Annotated in this window: 16 protein-coding genes; 5 read left to right on the top strand and 11 right to left on the bottom strand. The window is 68.1% G+C overall.

Translation table 11 applies throughout. The annotated features are described in order from the left end of the window. Positions 1–40: 40 nt before the first annotated feature. Positions 41–379, top strand: coding sequence for a 2Fe-2S iron-sulfur cluster-binding protein (locus tag G6N25_RS13455; RefSeq protein ID WP_083072202.1), 339 nt, complete (start codon positions 41–43; stop codon positions 377–379). Between the two features lie 30 nt (positions 380–409). Continuing rightward, a complete protein-coding gene (locus tag G6N25_RS13450; RefSeq protein ID WP_083072203.1) occupies positions 410–727 on the top strand; it encodes a DUF4286 family protein in 318 nt (105 codons plus the stop codon). Positions 728–809: 82 nt separating this feature from the next. Here the strand turns inward: G6N25_RS13450 and G6N25_RS13440 are convergent, their stop codons facing one another. Beyond that, the gene (locus tag G6N25_RS13440; RefSeq protein ID WP_083072204.1) at positions 810–1,703 is read right to left on the bottom strand and encodes an SDR family oxidoreductase; all 894 of its coding nucleotides are present in this window, start codon (positions 1,701–1,703) and stop codon (positions 810–812) included. Positions 1,704–1,867: 164 nt separating this feature from the next. On the opposite strand from G6N25_RS13440, the gene G6N25_RS13435 reads away from it, so the two are divergent. Beyond that, on the top strand, positions 1,868–2,767 hold the full coding sequence (locus G6N25_RS13435) for a LysR family transcriptional regulator (RefSeq protein ID WP_083072205.1): 900 nt from the start codon (positions 1,868–1,870) through the stop codon (positions 2,765–2,767). Here the strand turns inward: G6N25_RS13435 and G6N25_RS13430 are convergent. The 6 genes from G6N25_RS13430 to G6N25_RS13405 all read right to left on the bottom strand — a co-directional run bounded on the left by G6N25_RS13430 (position 2,751) and on the right by G6N25_RS13405 (position 8,281). Then, complete coding sequence (locus G6N25_RS13430) at positions 2,751–3,749, bottom strand: CaiB/BaiF CoA transferase family protein (protein WP_083072206.1); 999 nt, start codon at positions 3,747–3,749, stop codon at positions 2,751–2,753. The two genes, G6N25_RS13435 and G6N25_RS13430, sit on opposite strands and share 17 nt — an antisense overlap. 65 nt (positions 3,750–3,814) lie before the next feature. Further along, on the bottom strand, positions 3,815–4,771 hold the full coding sequence (locus G6N25_RS13425) for an LLM class F420-dependent oxidoreductase (protein WP_083072207.1): 957 nt from the start codon (positions 4,769–4,771) through the stop codon (positions 3,815–3,817). Next, positions 4,756–5,181, bottom strand: coding sequence for a cobalamin B12-binding domain-containing protein (locus G6N25_RS13420; protein ID WP_083072208.1), 426 nt, complete (start codon positions 5,179–5,181; stop codon positions 4,756–4,758). The genes G6N25_RS13425 and G6N25_RS13420 overlap by 16 nt, the downstream gene beginning before the upstream one ends. Then, entirely contained in the window at positions 5,182–6,771 is a 1,590-nt protein-coding gene (locus G6N25_RS13415) for a methylmalonyl-CoA mutase family protein (RefSeq protein ID WP_083072209.1), read from the bottom strand. It lies immediately after the preceding gene. Positions 6,772–6,932: 161 nt separating this feature from the next. Beyond that, complete coding sequence (locus G6N25_RS13410; protein ID WP_372506950.1) at positions 6,933–7,670, bottom strand: M15 family metallopeptidase; 738 nt, start codon at positions 7,668–7,670, stop codon at positions 6,933–6,935. Positions 7,671–7,681: 11 nt separating this feature from the next. Further along, positions 7,682–8,281 carry a TetR/AcrR family transcriptional regulator gene (locus tag G6N25_RS13405; protein WP_142272451.1) on the bottom strand — a complete coding sequence of 200 codons (600 nt, stop codon included), beginning with the start codon at positions 8,279–8,281 and terminating at the stop codon, positions 7,682–7,684. A gap of 62 nt (positions 8,282–8,343) precedes the next feature. On the opposite strand from G6N25_RS13405, the gene G6N25_RS13400 reads away from it, so the two are divergent. Continuing rightward, complete coding sequence (locus G6N25_RS13400; protein ID WP_083072210.1) at positions 8,344–10,065, top strand: CocE/NonD family hydrolase; 1,722 nt, start codon at positions 8,344–8,346, stop codon at positions 10,063–10,065. Positions 10,066–10,084: 19 nt separating this feature from the next. Here the strand turns inward: G6N25_RS13400 and G6N25_RS13395 are convergent, their stop codons facing one another. The 4 genes from G6N25_RS13395 to G6N25_RS13380 all read right to left on the bottom strand — a co-directional run bounded on the left by G6N25_RS13395 (position 10,085) and on the right by G6N25_RS13380 (position 14,411). Continuing rightward, positions 10,085–10,690 (bottom strand): MarR family transcriptional regulator, encoded by a 606-nt coding sequence (locus tag G6N25_RS13395; RefSeq protein ID WP_083072211.1) that lies wholly within the window; start codon positions 10,688–10,690, stop codon positions 10,085–10,087. Then, positions 10,687–12,315 (bottom strand): pyruvate, phosphate dikinase, encoded by a 1,629-nt coding sequence (locus tag G6N25_RS13390; RefSeq protein WP_372506951.1) that lies wholly within the window; start codon positions 12,313–12,315, stop codon positions 10,687–10,689. The genes G6N25_RS13395 and G6N25_RS13390 overlap by 4 nt, the downstream gene beginning before the upstream one ends. 138 nt (positions 12,316–12,453) lie before the next feature. Next, positions 12,454–13,383, bottom strand: a complete 930-nt coding sequence (locus tag G6N25_RS13385) for a DMT family transporter (protein ID WP_083072213.1) — start codon at positions 13,381–13,383, stop codon at positions 12,454–12,456. Between the two features lie 146 nt (positions 13,384–13,529). Beyond that, positions 13,530–14,411, bottom strand: a complete 882-nt coding sequence (locus G6N25_RS13380; protein ID WP_083072214.1) for an oxidoreductase — start codon at positions 14,409–14,411, stop codon at positions 13,530–13,532. A gap of 114 nt (positions 14,412–14,525) precedes the next feature. Between G6N25_RS13380 and G6N25_RS13375 the strand changes: the two genes are divergently transcribed. Further along, the gene (locus G6N25_RS13375) at positions 14,526–15,545 is read left to right on the top strand and encodes a diacylglycerol kinase family protein (RefSeq protein WP_083072215.1); all 1,020 of its coding nucleotides are present in this window, start codon (positions 14,526–14,528) and stop codon (positions 15,543–15,545) included. The last annotated feature ends 450 nt before the right edge of the window (positions 15,546–15,995 follow it).

The raw sequence follows: 15,995 nt of genomic DNA, 5'->3' as shown, positions 1-15,995 counted from the left end.
TCTATACTGAAGAACGCAAGTACGGAAGGGGGCGGTCACGGTGACGGTCACCCGGACCATCGAGGAGACTCCACGGGTGGCAGATCCCGCATCAAACCCTGCCGCGGCCGGCACGGTGACGATCTACCTGGAACGCAAAAAGGTGACGGTGCCACGGGTTCCCGGCGAGACCCTGTTGGAAAGCGCGCGGCGGGCCGGCCTGGAGCCGCCGTTCAACTGCGAGGCCGGCAACTGTGGCACCTGCATGGCCCGGCTCGAGGAGGGCCACGCGACCATGCGGGTCAACGACGTTCTCGAAGACGACGAGGTGGCCGACGGCTACGTCCTGACGTGCCAGGGCGTGCCCGACACCGATTCGATCACGGTGCGCTACGAGTAGGTGTAAGAGAGGCGGCTTAGGATATCCAAGATGGCCAAGGGCATCATCCTCGTTGAGAGTCGACCCAGCTCGCCCGATCGCGAGCAGGAGTACAACACCTGGTACGACGAAGTCCACCTGGGCGAGCTCGTCGCCCTGGACGGGTTCGTCTCGGCGCGCCGGCTGCGTCCGGTTGACGGCGACGGCCCGTACGTCGCCATCTACGAAATCGAGGGCGACGACCTGCAGGCCATCTTGGACAACATGCTCGCCAACGCGGGCCAGCTACACATGTCCGATGCCCTGCAGTTGGATCCTGCGCCGATCCCGCGACTCCTCGAGGTGACAACCGAGTGCGGCGGGGCGTAGTGGGTCCCCGATCCGTTGCCGTTGCATCCAACGGCTAGGGCACCGACGATGCACGCGGGATTGCCTTGGGCGACAACCGCACTCACTCGCCAAAGTAGTGGCCTTCGTCGAGGTCCTCGATCAGCCCGGGCCGTTCGGGCTGCCAGTCAAGCACCTTCTGCGTCAGGGCGTTCGAGGTCGGATTGTCCAGCGAGGCGAAAAGGGCAAGGAAGCCGAAGTGGCCGGCTTCTTCGGCTGGAATGCTGACCGGCAGCACGTCGAGATGGCGGGCGATGACGGCGGCGATGTCACGGAACGGCACGCCCTCGTCGGCAACGCCATGCAATCGCGTTCCCGCGGGGGCCTTTTCGAGAGCCAGTCGGTACATGTGCGCGGCATCGAGCGTGTGGATGGCCGGCCAGCGATTGGAGCCGTCGCCGATGTAGGCCGACACGCCGGTGTCGCGGGCGGTCCCGATGAGGTGGTGGGCGAAGCCGTGGTGATCCAGGTTGCTGTGCACCAACGGTGAGAGCCGGATGACCGACGACCGCACCCCGCGCTCGGCCAGCGTGATCGCCGCGTTCTCCGAGTCGATCCGCGGTCCGGCCGCCAGCGCGTCGTGTTCGGTCCCGACGCCGCCCTGCCCCATAAGCGCGAGGAGCAGCGTTCCCGAGGTGATGACAAAGGGCCGATCGGAACCGACGAGCGCCTCCCCCATGGCCTCCACGGCGCGCAGATCCGTCTCGGCGGCGCCCGCGTAGTCGTTGAAGTCGTGTTTGAAGGCGAGGTGAATGACTCCGTCGGACGCCGCGGCGGCATCCCGCAAGCCGTCGAGGTCGTCGAGGTCGCCGCGGCGCGCCGCGGCTCCGGCCGCGGTCAGCGCGGCCACGCCCTCGTCCGAGCGGGCCAGGCCGGTGACCCGGTGCCCGGCTTCGAGGAGTTCGGTGACGACGGCGGAACCGATGTGCCCGGTCGCGCCGGTGACAAAGACGTGCATGGAAGATCCCTTCTGTCCCCGTTCGTGGACGCCTTCAAGTCAAGGACGGCTCGCGGCGCGTGTCCAAGTCCCATTTCGGATGGCGCGATGCAATTCAGGCATCACAGCAGATGGATGACGCTCATTGGCGGCACCGCCTCGACCACCGCGGCTACACTTGACGCATGACGGGCTCGGCATCACCGGTGGTGGACCTCGATCTTCGGCTGGTCGGGTACTTCGTCGTCGTGGCCGAGCACCGGCACTTCGGCAGGGCGGCCGCCGCCCTACGCGTCGCGCAGCCGTCGTTGAGCCGGCAGATTCGCCGGCTGGAGCAACAGCTAGGCGCCCGGTTGTTGGATCGCACGCCGCAGGGCACCCGGCTTACGGACGCCGGCGAGGTGTTTCTGCCTCGGGCCAAGGCGCTGCTGCGCTCCGCCGCCCAGGCGATGGCGCAGGCCCGGGCGGCCGCCCAGCCCAGCCGCATCATCATCGGCTACACGACGGGCATGATCATCACGCCGGCCGTGCGCGAGTTGCGCCGCGAAAACCCGGACGCCGACGTGCAAGTCACGCACTTGGACTGGGACCAAGCGCGTAACGCGCTGCTCGACCACCGGGTGGATGCGGTCGTGACGCGGCTGCCGTTCCCCACCGACCAGTTGCACGTGACGGTTCTCTACGACGAGCCTCGGGTGCTGGCGGTCCCGATCGATCACCGCCTGGCGGGCAGGGAATCGGTGACCCTGGACGACATCGCCGACGAGCCCATGCCGCGGGTCCGGCACTCCGATCCGGCCTGGAGTGCCTTCTGGCGCATCGATCCTCGCCCCGGTGGGCGCCGCGCGCCCGATGGCCCGTTCATCGAAGCGCTCGAGGACAAGTTCGAGCTCATTGCCTCGGGGCAGGCGGTCGCCGTCACGGCCGGCTTTCACGGCAATAGCCTGCGGCCGGATATCACCACGGTCCCGTTGGAGGGCGTCGAGCCCAGCCATGTCGTGCTGGCGAGCCGCTCCGGGGACCGCAGCCGTCTAGTGGCCGCGTTTCGCAAACTCGCCGAAGCCCACCTCACCGGTCCCGGTTAGGGGACGGGCATAGCCTCGGTGGCGGCCGGTAGTCGGGCAGATACCCCGAGATCTGGATCGGGCTGCCGACGAGGCGGAAATCCCCTGCCATCACAACGGCTTCGGGAGCCGCGTCGAGTGCCTCGGGCAGCGTCCGAACGGCGGCCGCCGGTACCCCGAGCGGACGCAGTCGCCGCTCCCAGCCGGCGGCGGTATCGGTCGCGAGCACCGCGGTGACGACGCCCAGGACCTCGTCGCGGCGGGCCACCCGCTCGGTCATCGTCTCGAAACCACCGATGCCCGCCTCGGCGGCAAACGATTTCCAGAACCCGTCGTGGGTGATGAACAGCGCCAGGTGACCGTCCGCCGTCGGAAAAAGCTGGGCCGGAACGTAATACGAGTGCGCACCGTTGTGCCGGCGCTGCGGCTCGACGCCGTTGTTGAGATAGGCGGACGCGTGGTAGTTGAGCTGCGACAGCATGACGTCGCGCAGCGACACATCCACTTGCCCGCCGGAGCCGGAGATGATCTTGGCCAGAAGTCCCAGCGCCGCACACATTCCCGTGGAGTTGTCCGCCGAGGAATAGCCGGGCAGCGTCGGCGGGCCCTCCGGATCGCCGGTCAGCGCGGCGATACCGGTAGACGCCTGGACCACGTAGTCGAAGGCCGGATCGTCGCCGCCGTGCAGCCCGAAGCCGGTGATCGCCACGCAGACGATCCGCTCGTTGAACCGCCGCAGCTGCTCGTAGGTGAGTCCCAGCCGTCGGATGGCCGACGACTTCAGGTTCACCAACAGCGCGTGCGACTCCGCGACCAACTCGCCCAAACGGTGCTGTCCCGCATCGGAATTCAGGTCCAGGCAGAGGCTGAGCTTGTTGCGGTTGAGGCTGGCGAAGTAGCTGGGCCCGACCCCGCGCGAGATCTCACCGCCGGCGGGTTCGATCTTGGTGACCTCGGCGCCGAGGTCGGCGAGCAGCATGGTGGCATAGGGACCTGCCAGCATGGTGCCGACCTCGAGGATACGAATTCCCGCCAGTGGCCCGGGGTCTCCCCCGCTCGTTTCTTGAGTCACCGCAACTCCGTTGCGAGCGCCGCGATCATCTCGCGGGTTCGGCGTTTGGAGGCGACCAGCTCGTCCCGGTTGTCACCGATCGGCAGCAGCCGCACCGACAGATCGGTCACGCCGGCGTCGGCGAAGCGACGCATGCGGGCCAGGATCTGTTCCGAGTCACCGGCCGCACACAGGTCGCCGACATCGCGGGCATCGCCGCGTTCGAGCAGGCGCTGGTAGTTGGGCGACACTTCGGCCTCGCCCAGGACACGGTTGGCCCGCTCCTTGGCTTCGTCGACTTGCGAAGGGGCACACAGGCATACCGGGATGCCCGCGACGATCCGCGGCGCGGGGCGCCCGGCATCCGCGGCGGCTTTGGTGATCTTGGGCGCGATGTGATCGCCGATCGCGCGCTCGTCGGCCATCCACAACACGGTGCCGTCGGCGAGTTCACCGGCGAGCTGCAGCATCACCGGACCCAGCGCGGCGACCAGCACCGGCATCGGGGTATCGGCCCCGAGCGCGGTCGGATTGTGCACGGTGAACGAAGCATTCTCGACGTCAACGGGTCCCGGACCCGCGATGGCGGCGTTGAGCACCTGCAGATAGTCGCGGGTGTAGGCGGCCGGCTTCTCATACGGCAAGCCGAGCATGTCCCGGATGATCCAGTGGTGCGACGGTCCGACGCCCAGAACCAACCGCCCGCCGGCCACCGCATGCGTCGAGAGCGCTTGGCGGGCAAGGGCAATCGGGTGCTGGGCCTGCAGCGGCACCACCGCGGTGCCCAACTCGATACGCGAGCTGTGCGCGGCCATCAGCGTCACCATGGTCAGGCAGTCGAAGTCGTCGGGCACCTGCGGCATCCACGCGGTGTCCAGACCCGCAGACTCGGCCCACTCGATATCGGACGCCAGCTTGTTCACCTTGCGGGCCATATCGCCACGCTCGGCGCCGATCATCACTCCGACGCGCACTGTTCCTCCACAACGGGTTCGGGGGTTCCGGTCAAGGCGCGGATATCGCGCACGAGTACGTCGAGCGGTGTCCCCGTGGGAAAGACCGCGGCGGCGCCGGCGGCGAGCAGCTTGGGCACGTCGGCGTGCGGGATCGTGCCACCGACGACGACGGCGATGTCGGCGGCGTCCGCGGCGCGCAACGCTTCGACGGTCCGCGCGGTGAGCGCCAGGTGAGCACCGGACAGGATGCTCAGGCCCACCACGGCGACGTCTTCCTGGACGGCGATCGAGGCGATGTCCTCGATGCGCTGCCGGATGCCGGTGTAGATCACCTCGAAGCCGGCGTCGCGCAAGGTGCGGGCGACGATCTTGGCGCCTCTGTCGTGCCCGTCAAGGCCGGGCTTGGCAACGAGAATCCGCACGGCCATTTAGAACACCACCGGTTGCCGGAATTCGCCCCACACCGCTTTGAGGGCCGCGACCATTTCACCCAGCGTGCAGTAGGCGTTGGCGCAGTCGATCAGCTTGTGCATCAGGTTGTCGGTTCCCTCGGCGGCGCGCGACAGCTCGGCGAGTGTGGATTGCACCGCGGCCGAATCCCTTTCGGCCCGCACGCTGGAGAGGCGTTTGAGTTGCAGGTCGCGGCCCTCGGCGTCGAGCTCGTAGGTCACGACATCGGGTTCCGGCTCCTCGGACACGAATCGGTTGACCCCCACGACCGGGCGGGTGCCCGCCTCGATGTCGTGATGCGTCCGGAAGGCTTCGTCGGCGATCAGGCCCTGCAGATAGCCGTCCTCGATCGCGCTGACCATGCCGCCGTGCCGCTCGAGGTCGTCCATGATCTCGATGATGCGGGCTTCGGTGGCGTCGGTGAGCGCCTCGACGAAGTAGGAGCCGCCCAGCGGGTCGGCGACGCTGGCCACCCCGGTTTCGTAGGCCAGGATCTGCTGGGTGCGCAGCGCCAGCGTGGTGGACTCCTCGGTGGGCAGCGCGAACGGTTCGTCCCAGGCCGCGGTGAACATCGACTGCACGCCGCCCAAGACCGCCGCCATCGCCTCGTAGGCGACCCGCACCACGTTGTTATGTGCTTGCGGCGCATACAAAGACGCTCCGCCACACACGCAGCCGAAGCGGAACATCGACGCCCTGTCCGTCACCGACTTGTCCGGGGCCCCGTAGCGCTCCCGCACGATCGTCGCCCACCGGCGCCGTCCCGCACGGTATTTGGCGATCTCCTCGAAGAAGTCGCCGTGGGTGTAGAAGAAGAACGAGACCTGCGGCGCGAACTGGTCGATCGTCATCCGGCCCCGTTGCACCACGGTGTCGCAATAGGTGACGCCGTCGGCCAGGGTGAACGCCATTTCCTGCACCGCGTTGGCCCCGGCGTCGCGGAAGTGCGCCCCCGCCACCGAGATCGCGTTAAACCTCGGGACCTCCGCCGCGCAGAACTCGATGGTGTCGGCGATCAGGCGCAGTGACGGCTCCGGCGGCCAAATCCAGGTCCCGCGCGAGGCGTACTCCTTGAGGATGTCGTTCTGGATGGTCCCGGTGAGCTTGGCGCGCGGGATCCCCTTGCGCTCGGCGGCCGCGACGTAGAACGCGAGCAGGATCGCCGCCGTTCCGTTGATCGTCATGCTGGTGCTGATCTTGTCCAACGGGATGCCGTCGAATAGGATCTCGGCGTCGGCCAGGGTGTCCACCGCCACGCCCACGCGGCCGACCTCCTCGCCGAACTCGGGGTCGTCGGAGTCGTATCCGCACTGGGTCGGCAGGTCGAGCGCCACCGAGAGCCCCGTCCCCCCTTGGTCCAGCAGGTATCGATAGCGGCGATTGGATTCCTCGGCGGTACCGAAGCCGGAGTACTGCCGCAACGTCCACAGCTTGCCCCGATAACCCGACGCGAAGTTGCCCCGGGTGAAGGGAAATTCCCCGGGAGGCGGCGGTTCGGCGGTTACGTCCGCCGGCCCATACACGGGCCGCAGCGGGATGCCCGACGGAGTCTGACCGGCGTTATCCATCGATGAATAACGTACTTGCAAAAAAAGAGAATGCCAATACCATGGGGCTGGCCTGCCCAAACAGCGGTTTTACGGGCTGAACCTAGGCCCGGCAGAGGACTTCCCCGTGCGGTATCGACAGCCATCCGTCCGAAATATCTGTCTCGATATGCGTGACGCCTCTAGTCGACCGGGACGTCGAGGATCGGGCGGTCGACGGCCGCACCGGGACCGTCGAAATGCCACCATTCCCCGGAGTAGGGGGCCAGCCCGCCGTATTTCATGGCGTCCCGTAGGCGGGCCCGGTTCGCCTGGGCGTCGACGCTGACGCCCTGGGTTGCGAATGCCGTTGCGCGCGAAGAGAAATCGTCGAAGTCGGTGCCCATGTCGGCCAGGCACAGCCCGTTCGCCCGCCGCTCGGGCGGGCACTGCTGTTGCGCGCTGGTGAACGTCACGTCGACCGAACGCCCGGATTCGTGGCTGTGGGCATACGGACCCGGGCGGGCCACCCACGCCGGGTTCGGGACCACGTTGAACATCCGGACCTGAACGTCGTGGGGCCGGTAGCAGTCCCAGAACACCAGCACGTGGCCCTGGGGGCGCAGTGCCGTCGCCGCCGCGGCCAGCCCCGGGGCCATCGATTGGTGCACCAAGCATCGGGCGTCGGACGGGTACAACTGCGTGCCGGTGAAGTTGTTCGTCGTCGCGTACCGCAGGTCGATGAGGGCGTCGGGTACGACACTACGAACGTCGACGAATCCGGCCGCGCGGGCCGCGTCGCTGACGGGCGGGACGTCGGGGCCGGCGTTGCCGGTTGCCGCCCCGGAAGCCGCGAGGAGCCCGAGGGCGATCACGAGGGACCCGGCCCACCGCACACGAGACATCTGGTCATTGTCGCGGTTCCTCCCGATCAACCGCACCGTGCCGCGCCCTAGGAGAGGTCGCCGTCGACGTAGCGCTGCAGATTGGGGGCCATCGCCGCCACCACCTCGTCGTCGGGCATCGACGCGATCGGCTCGATCTTCCAGACGTAGCGCAACAACGCGAAGCCGATGAGCTGGCTGGCGATCAGCCCACTGCGACGCAACCGCTCGTCCTCGTCGTCGCCGAGGGTCGATCCACCGATCAGACCGCGTTCCACGATCAGCCGAAGCTTTTCCCGGGTGCTGTCTTCATGGGCGGCGGTCAGCACCACCGCGCGCAGGGCCGGACCGACGTCCTCGTCCATCCAGACCTCCAGCACGTTGCGGATCAGTTGCCTACCCAACTCCGCCCTGGGCGTCGCCCACGTCTCGGCGACCGAGTCCAGCCACTTCCGCGGCGGCGTGGTGGCGGCATCGAGCAGGCCCTCCTTGGAGCCGAAGTAGTGGTAGATCAGCGCGGGGTCGACGTCCGCGGCGCGGGCGATGGCCCTGATTGCCGTTCCGGCCCAACCGTGTTCGGCGAATTCGCCACGGGCCGCGGCCAGGATGCGCGCCGCCAGCACGCCCCGCTCGTCGCGCGGGCCGGGGGTGATCGATCGCTTGGCCACCGCCTCACCCTACCGTGAAATTTCATCTTGCGTTGAAACTAGTTTCAACGTAGCGTGAGACTATGTTTGGATCCACGAAACGGCTCAACGGCCCGCAGACCACCGGACGGCAATACCGAAACCTCAGCGAGCCGCGGTACGCGTCGCGCCGTGACATCAACACCGCGATCGCCATGCGTGACGGCACAACCCTCTTGGCCGACGTCCATCGGCCCGATTCGGATGGCCGCTTCCCCGCGCTGCTCGCCGCCTCGCCGTACCCGCGGCAGATGCAGGACCTCGGCGCCCCGGCCGGATTCATCGAGGCCGGGGTGACGGACTTCTGGGTGCCGCGCGGCTATGTGCACCTCATCGCCAATTTGCGGGGCACCTGCGGCTCCGGCGGCACCTTCAGTTTCTTCGACGCCCAGGAACGCCGGGACGTCTACGACCTCGTCGAGTGGGTCGCGGCCCAACCGTGGTGCGACGGAAACGTCGGCATGATCGGCATCAGCTACTTCGCGATGACCCAACTCGAGGCGGCCGTGGAACGGCCACCACACCTCAGGGCGATCTTCCCGCTCGCCGTGACGGCGGACCTGTACGAGGGCGCCAACCACCATGGGCTGTTGAGTTCGTCCTTCGTGACGCCGTTCCTCGCGATGATGGGCCTGACCTCCGAACGCAGCGACAAGCTGTGGCGCAGCAAGCCCGTCGCGCTGGCCCGCCGCGTGCTGAAAACGCCACGCGTACACAAGAAGTTCGAGACCGCCAACGGAGAGGCGGCGGTGACCATGCTGCGCCAACTACTCAAACTGCCGCACAACCCGCACCCGTGGGACGAGTTGTGGCAGGAGGCCGCGGTGAAGCACCCCACCCGCGATGAGTGGTGGGAGGAGCGAAATCTGTTGCCACTGCTGAAGGAGATCGACATCCCGGTGTATCTGGGCTGCGACTGGGAGAACGTGCCGTTGCACCTTCCCTCGACCTTTGCCGCGTGGAAAGGCCTGGCGGACAACGCATGTGTGCGGATGGGCATGCTCGGCAAGTTCGGCCTGACGTGGCCCTGGGAAAGCATGCACACGGAGGCGCTGGCCTGGTACGACCACTGGTTGAAGGGCCGCGACACCGGGATCACCGACGGGCCGCCGATCCGGTATTACCTGCCCGGTGCCGACGAGTGGCGCACCGCGGACTCCTGGCCGCCGCCCGACGCGCGGCATCGTGAACTCGCCCTGCGCGCCGACGGCACGTTGAGCGAGGACCAGGGCGAGCCGGGCGTCCGCGAATTCATGGTCTTGGGCGCGGGCCTGGGACGCGCCAGGCCCAGCGCGATCGACCCGCCGTCGACGCTGTCCTGGACCACCGAACCGCTGACCGAGGACCTGGACGTGGTGGGTGACGTCGAGCTGCGCCTCGTCGCCTCGGCGACGGCGATCGATACCGCCTGGATGACGACGCTGCAGGACGTCGCGCCGGACGGCGACGCGACCGATGTGACCGCGGGCTGGTTGCGTGCCAGCCTGCGTGAGGTCGACGAGGCGGCCAGCCGTCCGGGCGCGCCGGTCCTGCCGTGCCGCAACCCGCAGGCGGTACCGCTGGGCGAGGACGTCGCGTACCGAATTCCGTTGGTGCCCAACGCCCGACGGTTCAAGGCCGGACACCGCATTCGACTGGTGCTGACCAGCGACGACCAGGACCCGTCGACGCCGGCGATCATGAACTTCCGGCATGCCGGCGTCGGCACCAGCAGCCTGAACACGGTTCGCTCGTCGTCGCGGCTGCTGATTCCCGTGCTGGGGTAATACCGGGTCGGTTGGCGCGCTACTCGGCATGGCCGGCTTTGGCCTCACCCTCGCGGGTGAGGCCGGCCGCGCCGATCAGCTCTTCGTGCAGTTCGAACCACACGGTGTGGTAGGAGTCGACGATCGGCCGGGTCAACCACGCCGTCTCCCCCTGCCGCACTTTGGCATACGCGTCGGCCAGCTTGTCCGCGTACACGGACAGCCGCCGGATCTGGCCCGCGGCGGACTCGATGATCGGGATGGCACGCTGATGGATGCCGTCGAGGCGCGCTAGCACCGCGGCGTCGTAATCGGGATCGTCATGTGCGTTGGGTTCGCCGTCCTTGAGTTGCCAGTCCGTCACCAACGCCTTGAAATCCCGGTTTATCCTTCGGAATTCGTGATACGCCGCGTCGATCGCATCCCCGTCGGCCGCCCGCCGTTCCGCCGCCAGGAGCTCTTTCAACCGGGCCCATCCCTCCCGAGACAGGCGCACCGTCTTCTCCCCCACCAACAGTCCCGAATCGGTCAGCCGTGCGACGGTCGCGGCGATTGCGGCCCGGTCATTGCCGACGGTGGCCGCCAGATCGTCGGGGCTGACGCGACCCTTCAGGCGAATCGCTTGCAGCACTTCGAGTTCGATCACGGAGAGTTTTCCGAGGGATGGCCGACGTTATGCAACGCGGTCAGCATCGCAATGAGCGGCGTGACCGAGACGACGTCGGTGTGTCCGGCGGCGAGGGCCGCCCTGACCGCCGAAGGCGACACGTTGTCCAAGCGGACATAGGGGCCGTCGTGGTGCGCCCGTAATGGGCTGACGGCGCGGGCGATGTCGGCAAGCTCGGTCAAGTCGGGCGAGTCGCGCTCCGACCACGCGGCGAGTTCCAACACGCCCTCTCTGACCTCACCGGCCACCCCGTCGACGGTGACGAGCTTGCCCGCAACTGCCGCGGCCGCCCCTGCGCCGCAACCGACCACCGCCGGGCGCCCTATCTCCCGGCTGACCACCGCGGCGTGGGAGGTGACGCCGCCCACCTCCGTCACGACGCCGCGCGCCGCCAACATGCCGGCCACGTCCTCGGGGCTGGTCGACGGCCGCACCAGGATGACGTCTTCGCCGCCCTCGGCGGCGTCGATGGCGGCCTCGACATCCGTATAGGCCCGGCCCCACGCGACCCCGGGGCAGGCCGGCAGACCGCGGGCCAGCAGCGGCGCGGCCGCTCTGGTCGCGGGCCGCAAGGACGGCAACAGCAATGTCTCGATATGGGCCGGGGTCACGCGGCGCAGGACTTCGGCGTCATCGATGAGTCCCTCGGCGCGGAACCGCAGCGCCAGCCGCACCTCGGCCTGAGCCGAGCGTTTCGCGGTGCGGGTTTGCAGCAGCCACAGCCGCCCCTCCTCGACCGTGAACTCGATGTCTTGCGCGTCGCGGCCGAGTTGCTCGAGTTTGCGTGCCGCCGCGAGCACCTGCTGGTAAACGGCGGGTTGCTCATCGCGCAACGCCGTGACGGGTTCGCAGTCGGTGGACCCCGACACCACCTCGTCGCCCTGACCCCCGGGGAGCCACTCCCCGAACGGCTCGTCGGCGCCGCTTATCGGGTTGCGTGAGAACAGCACGCCGGTGCCCGACAAGGCGCCCAAGTTCCCGAAAACCATGGCCTGCACGACGACCGCGGTGCCGCCGACGTCGTCAAGGTTGTGGTGGCGCCGATAGGTCAGTGCCCGCGATGAATTCCAGGAGCGGAACACCGCCTCGATCGCGCCGCGCAGCTGGCCATAGGCGTCATCCGGGACCGCCACACCGTCGTCGTCGGCCAGCACGATTCGTCGGTACATCTCGCAAAATCGGCGCCGGGTGTCGTCGGCGAAATTCGCGGTGAACGCGGCCGTTAGCGCGTCATGCACCGCGCCGGTGATGCCGAGGTTCAGCACCGTATCGAGCATGCCCGGCGTCGACACCGCGGCGCCGCTGCGCACGCTGACCAGCAACGGTCGCGGCCCGCGGCCAAACGAGCGGCCCGTCTCCCGCTCCAACCATCCCATCGCCGTCACAACCTGATCCCAGACGGCGTCGAGGGTGTGGTCGGGGTCGGCCAGGAAGCGTCCACATACCTCCGTGGTGATGCAAAACGCCGGGGGCACCGGCATGCCGTGGGCGCGCATCACCTCGATTCCGTGCGCCTTGTTTCCCAGCAACTCCCGCGACAGCCCCGAATCACCGCCCAACCGCACAACCGGCGGCGCGCTGAATCCGGCCACGCCGTCAGACACCGCGCCACCCGGCGCGCCATGACATATGACTCTCCTGCCGCTCGACTTCCGTGCTAGGGGCGCAAGCTTAAGCACGTTGACGTTACGCCAGATGTATCAGCCGACAGTTGCCGAAGGCGCGCCGCAACGCCGAACTCGTCAGCCGCTCAAGCCCTGCGACAGCGCCGCGGGCCGGCCGGCGACCTTCACGTCGCGCCCCGTGCCGGCCGCCATGGTGGCGGCCTCGCCGCGAGCCAGGCCCACCGTCGCGACGATCACCAGCACCGCCGCCGCCGCCGCCAGCACGAACCACTCCGGGCCGCCGGCGCGCACGGTCTCGCCGAGCACGACGACCCCAAGCACCCCGCCCACCACGGGCTTTGCCACGATGATCGTCGGCAGCGAGGCGGTGAGCGCGCCCGCGCGGTACGCCGACTGATGAAAGATCATCCCGGTGACCCCGCAGAACACCCAGGCATACAGCTCGGGCGTATGCCACAACTGGCCGGGCCCGTGTTCGACGATGTCCACGACGCCCTTCATCAGCACGGCGAACACCGCCAACAACGAGCCGGCCACCGCCGCCAGCAGCACCGCGGCAACCGAACGATCCGACCAGATCCGGGCACCCAGCAGGCACAACGCCAGCGGCGGACCCAGCACGGCGGCGACGGCAACCCAGGTTTGCAGCGATGCCCGCTCCTGGCCGCCCGCCGGCTGCCCGACCGCGATGACGACCGCCAGCGCCGCGGCCAGCAACACCGCCCACATCCATTCCGGACGGCTCACCGGATGGCGGGTCAACCGCGCGTAAATCGGTAGGGCGAACAGCAGCGCCGTCACCTGTAGCGACATGACCAGCAGCACCGAGCCCTTGTCGAGGGCCCAGGCAAGTAGGCAGTAACTGGAGATGTCCCCCACACCGCCCAGCCACCAGCGGGTGTCACGCAACAGCATGCCGAACAGCGCCAGGTGGCCGACCGGTTTGTCGGTGACCTCCTGCGCGGACCGCTGGCGGATCACGTTGCCGATCGCGGATGCCAGCGCGGCGCACAAGGCGAGCAATGCCGCCATATCCGTCCCCGACATGGGCCGACCTCTCCGCCGGCATCGGGCGTCACAGGACTGCGCCGAAACCGCCTGACTGACTACTCCACCAATCTAGCCACGACCCGTGAGAGGGGCGCGTCGATGGCCGCACCGGGCGGGCGAGCGACCGGGTTGCGAACCCGTGTCTACAGCGGAAATTTGGTGCCGGTGAGCTGCTCCGACAGCTCCCAGAGCGCGGCGGCGGTGGTTGCCCGCTTGGCCGGCCAGCCTCGCCAGGTCGGCTGGCTGCGGCCGTACAGGCCGAATCGCGGGCCGACGAACGTGTTGCCCGGTAGGTCCTGCGATGCCGCGTACAGCGTCTGCCGGGCGCCGAAGTCGGCATCGGTGGACACGACGCGGTCGGCGGCCAATACCGCCGCGTCGGTCAATTTGCGGCCCGAGTGGCCTTGCAGGTTGGTGTGCGACCAGCCGGGGTGGGCGGCCAGCGCGCGCAGTGACGTGGCGGCGGTATCCAGGCGCCGGTGCAGCTCGCTGGTGAACAACAGGTTGGCGAGCTTGGACTGGCCGTAGGCCAGCCACGCCGAGTACGGCCGGGACTGCCAGTTCAGGTCTTTGAGGCTGATGTAGCCGATGTTGTGCAGCAGCGAGGAGACCGTCACCACGCGGTCGGTGAGCTTGGGCAGCAGCAGGTTGGTCAGCGCGAAATGACCGAGATGGTTGGTGCCGATCTGGCCCTCGAAGCCGTCGGCGGTGAGCGCGTATCTGGTGGCCATGATGCCGGCGTTGTTGACCAGAACGTCGACCGTGCCCACACCGTCGGCGAAGTCCCGCACCGAGGAGAGGTTTTGCAGATCGAGTTGGCGCACCTCGACTCGGCCGGTCGTGGGGCCGGTCATGCGCCGGGCGGCGGCCTTACCCTTGTCGGTGTTGCGCACGGCCAGGATGACGTGGGCACCGACCCGGGCCAGCTCGCGGGCGGTCACCTCGCCCAGCCCACCGCTGGCGCCGGTGACGATGGCGGTGCGCCCGGCGAACGAGGGCAGGTCTGCTGCGGTCCATTGAGGCATTGCAGCCACACTAATCGGGGGTTTTAAGGGCGCCGACGGCATCAGTGGTCCGGCTCGGCAGGGCCGACATCGCGGGTATCGTGCTGGGATGGCAGCGGAATCGAGGACGTCCGGATGTATTTAGGCGTCATCGTCAATCCGCTCGCGCGCAGGAACGTTGCCGCGGGTGACCGCGCCACCGAACTGCGCGGCATCGTCGGCCCTTGGGGCGAGGTGCGCGAAACCGCGTCCGTCGAGGACCTCCGCGCGGCCGTGCAGCAGCTCTTTCCGCGGATCACCCACCTGGTGAGTGACGGCGGCGACGGGTCGCTGAACTGGTTGATCAACGAAGTCCAGCGACACGTCACCGAGCCCGAACGCTGGCCGACATTCGTGCCCACCAACGGGGGCAGCGTCAACGCCGTGGCGCGCAAGGCCCGAGTGCGCGGGCGGCCCGAAGCGATTCTGCGCGCGCTGGCGGCTGCCGCCGAGACGGATCGCCCGCCGCCCGAGATGTTCCTGGACACGCTGGCACTCGACGGCGAGAGCGCGGACGGCGCGCCGTTCCACCGCCTGTGCTTTGGGCTGGCGGCCGGCGGGGTCGGCAACCGGTTCTACGAGAAGTATTACGGCAACCACACCCATGGCCGGGCGGACGTCGTTCGGGTGCTCGCCCGCTCGTTCGGTGACTACGTCAGCAACAAGGTCGTCCACACCGGCAAACCCAACTATGCGACCAGTCTGTTCGCTCCGACGCAGGCCCGCGTCGTCATCGACGGCGAGGAGGTCCCGACGCGGACGCACAGGCTGCTGCATGCCGGCGCGATCGACCTCCATATCGGCGCCGGGTTCCGGCTCTTCCCCAAAGCGGAGAAACCTGGTGCGCTGCATTTCCAGGCCGGCAACCTGAGGCCCTCGAGGATCATCGTGCGCTTTCCCGCCGCGCTCAGAAGCGGCACGCTGCGCGGCGATCTGATACGCGACGTCAACGGGCACGAGATGATCATCGAGGCCGAGGACGAGCCGCTGTCACCGATCATCGACGGCGAGCGTTTCGTCGGCATCGTCAAGCTGGTGGCCCGCGCGGGGCCGCGCATCCGCGTCGCGCAGGTCGGGTCGTCAACTGCCGTCCTGCCGCGACGCGCGGCCGTGTGACGTGATCGACGGCCACGGCAGTTTCCCGGGGCCGCGTATGTCAGTACGTCAGTATCAGTATCTCCGTCGATCATGAGTTTGTGCCGAACTTGTCGGACGCGGCCGCGGTGGCGGCGAGCCGGTATTGCCTGAGCGAATCGCTCCGGCGGCGTCGACGCCATTTGCTGTGATATCGGCATACCAAGGGACGCGGGTGGTGAGCACCGCGTATTCTTCCTTTGCGGTTCAACCCTTGCCGCTCACGACGATGGCGGCCGAGCGGGGTAGCGCGGAGGCCTCCTCATCGGATACGTAGACGCGGATATCAGTATCTCAGTGATAACGTATTTATGCCTATTTACCACGATATATGCCTGGAAATTCTGGACTGAGATACTGATATGGGTATCTACGGAACCCTTGGACTGCGCGCCCGGCCGGGGAGGGACACGGCTCCGGTATGTGAAGCTT

Origin of the sequence: Mycobacterium heidelbergense (genome assembly GCF_010730745.1) — a bacterium.
In the GTDB taxonomy this organism is placed as follows: Bacteria; Actinomycetota; Actinomycetes; order Mycobacteriales; family Mycobacteriaceae; genus Mycobacterium; species Mycobacterium heidelbergense.
Note: the sequence above shows the minus strand (reverse complement) of the source record. Positions and strands in the feature narration are given on the sequence as shown.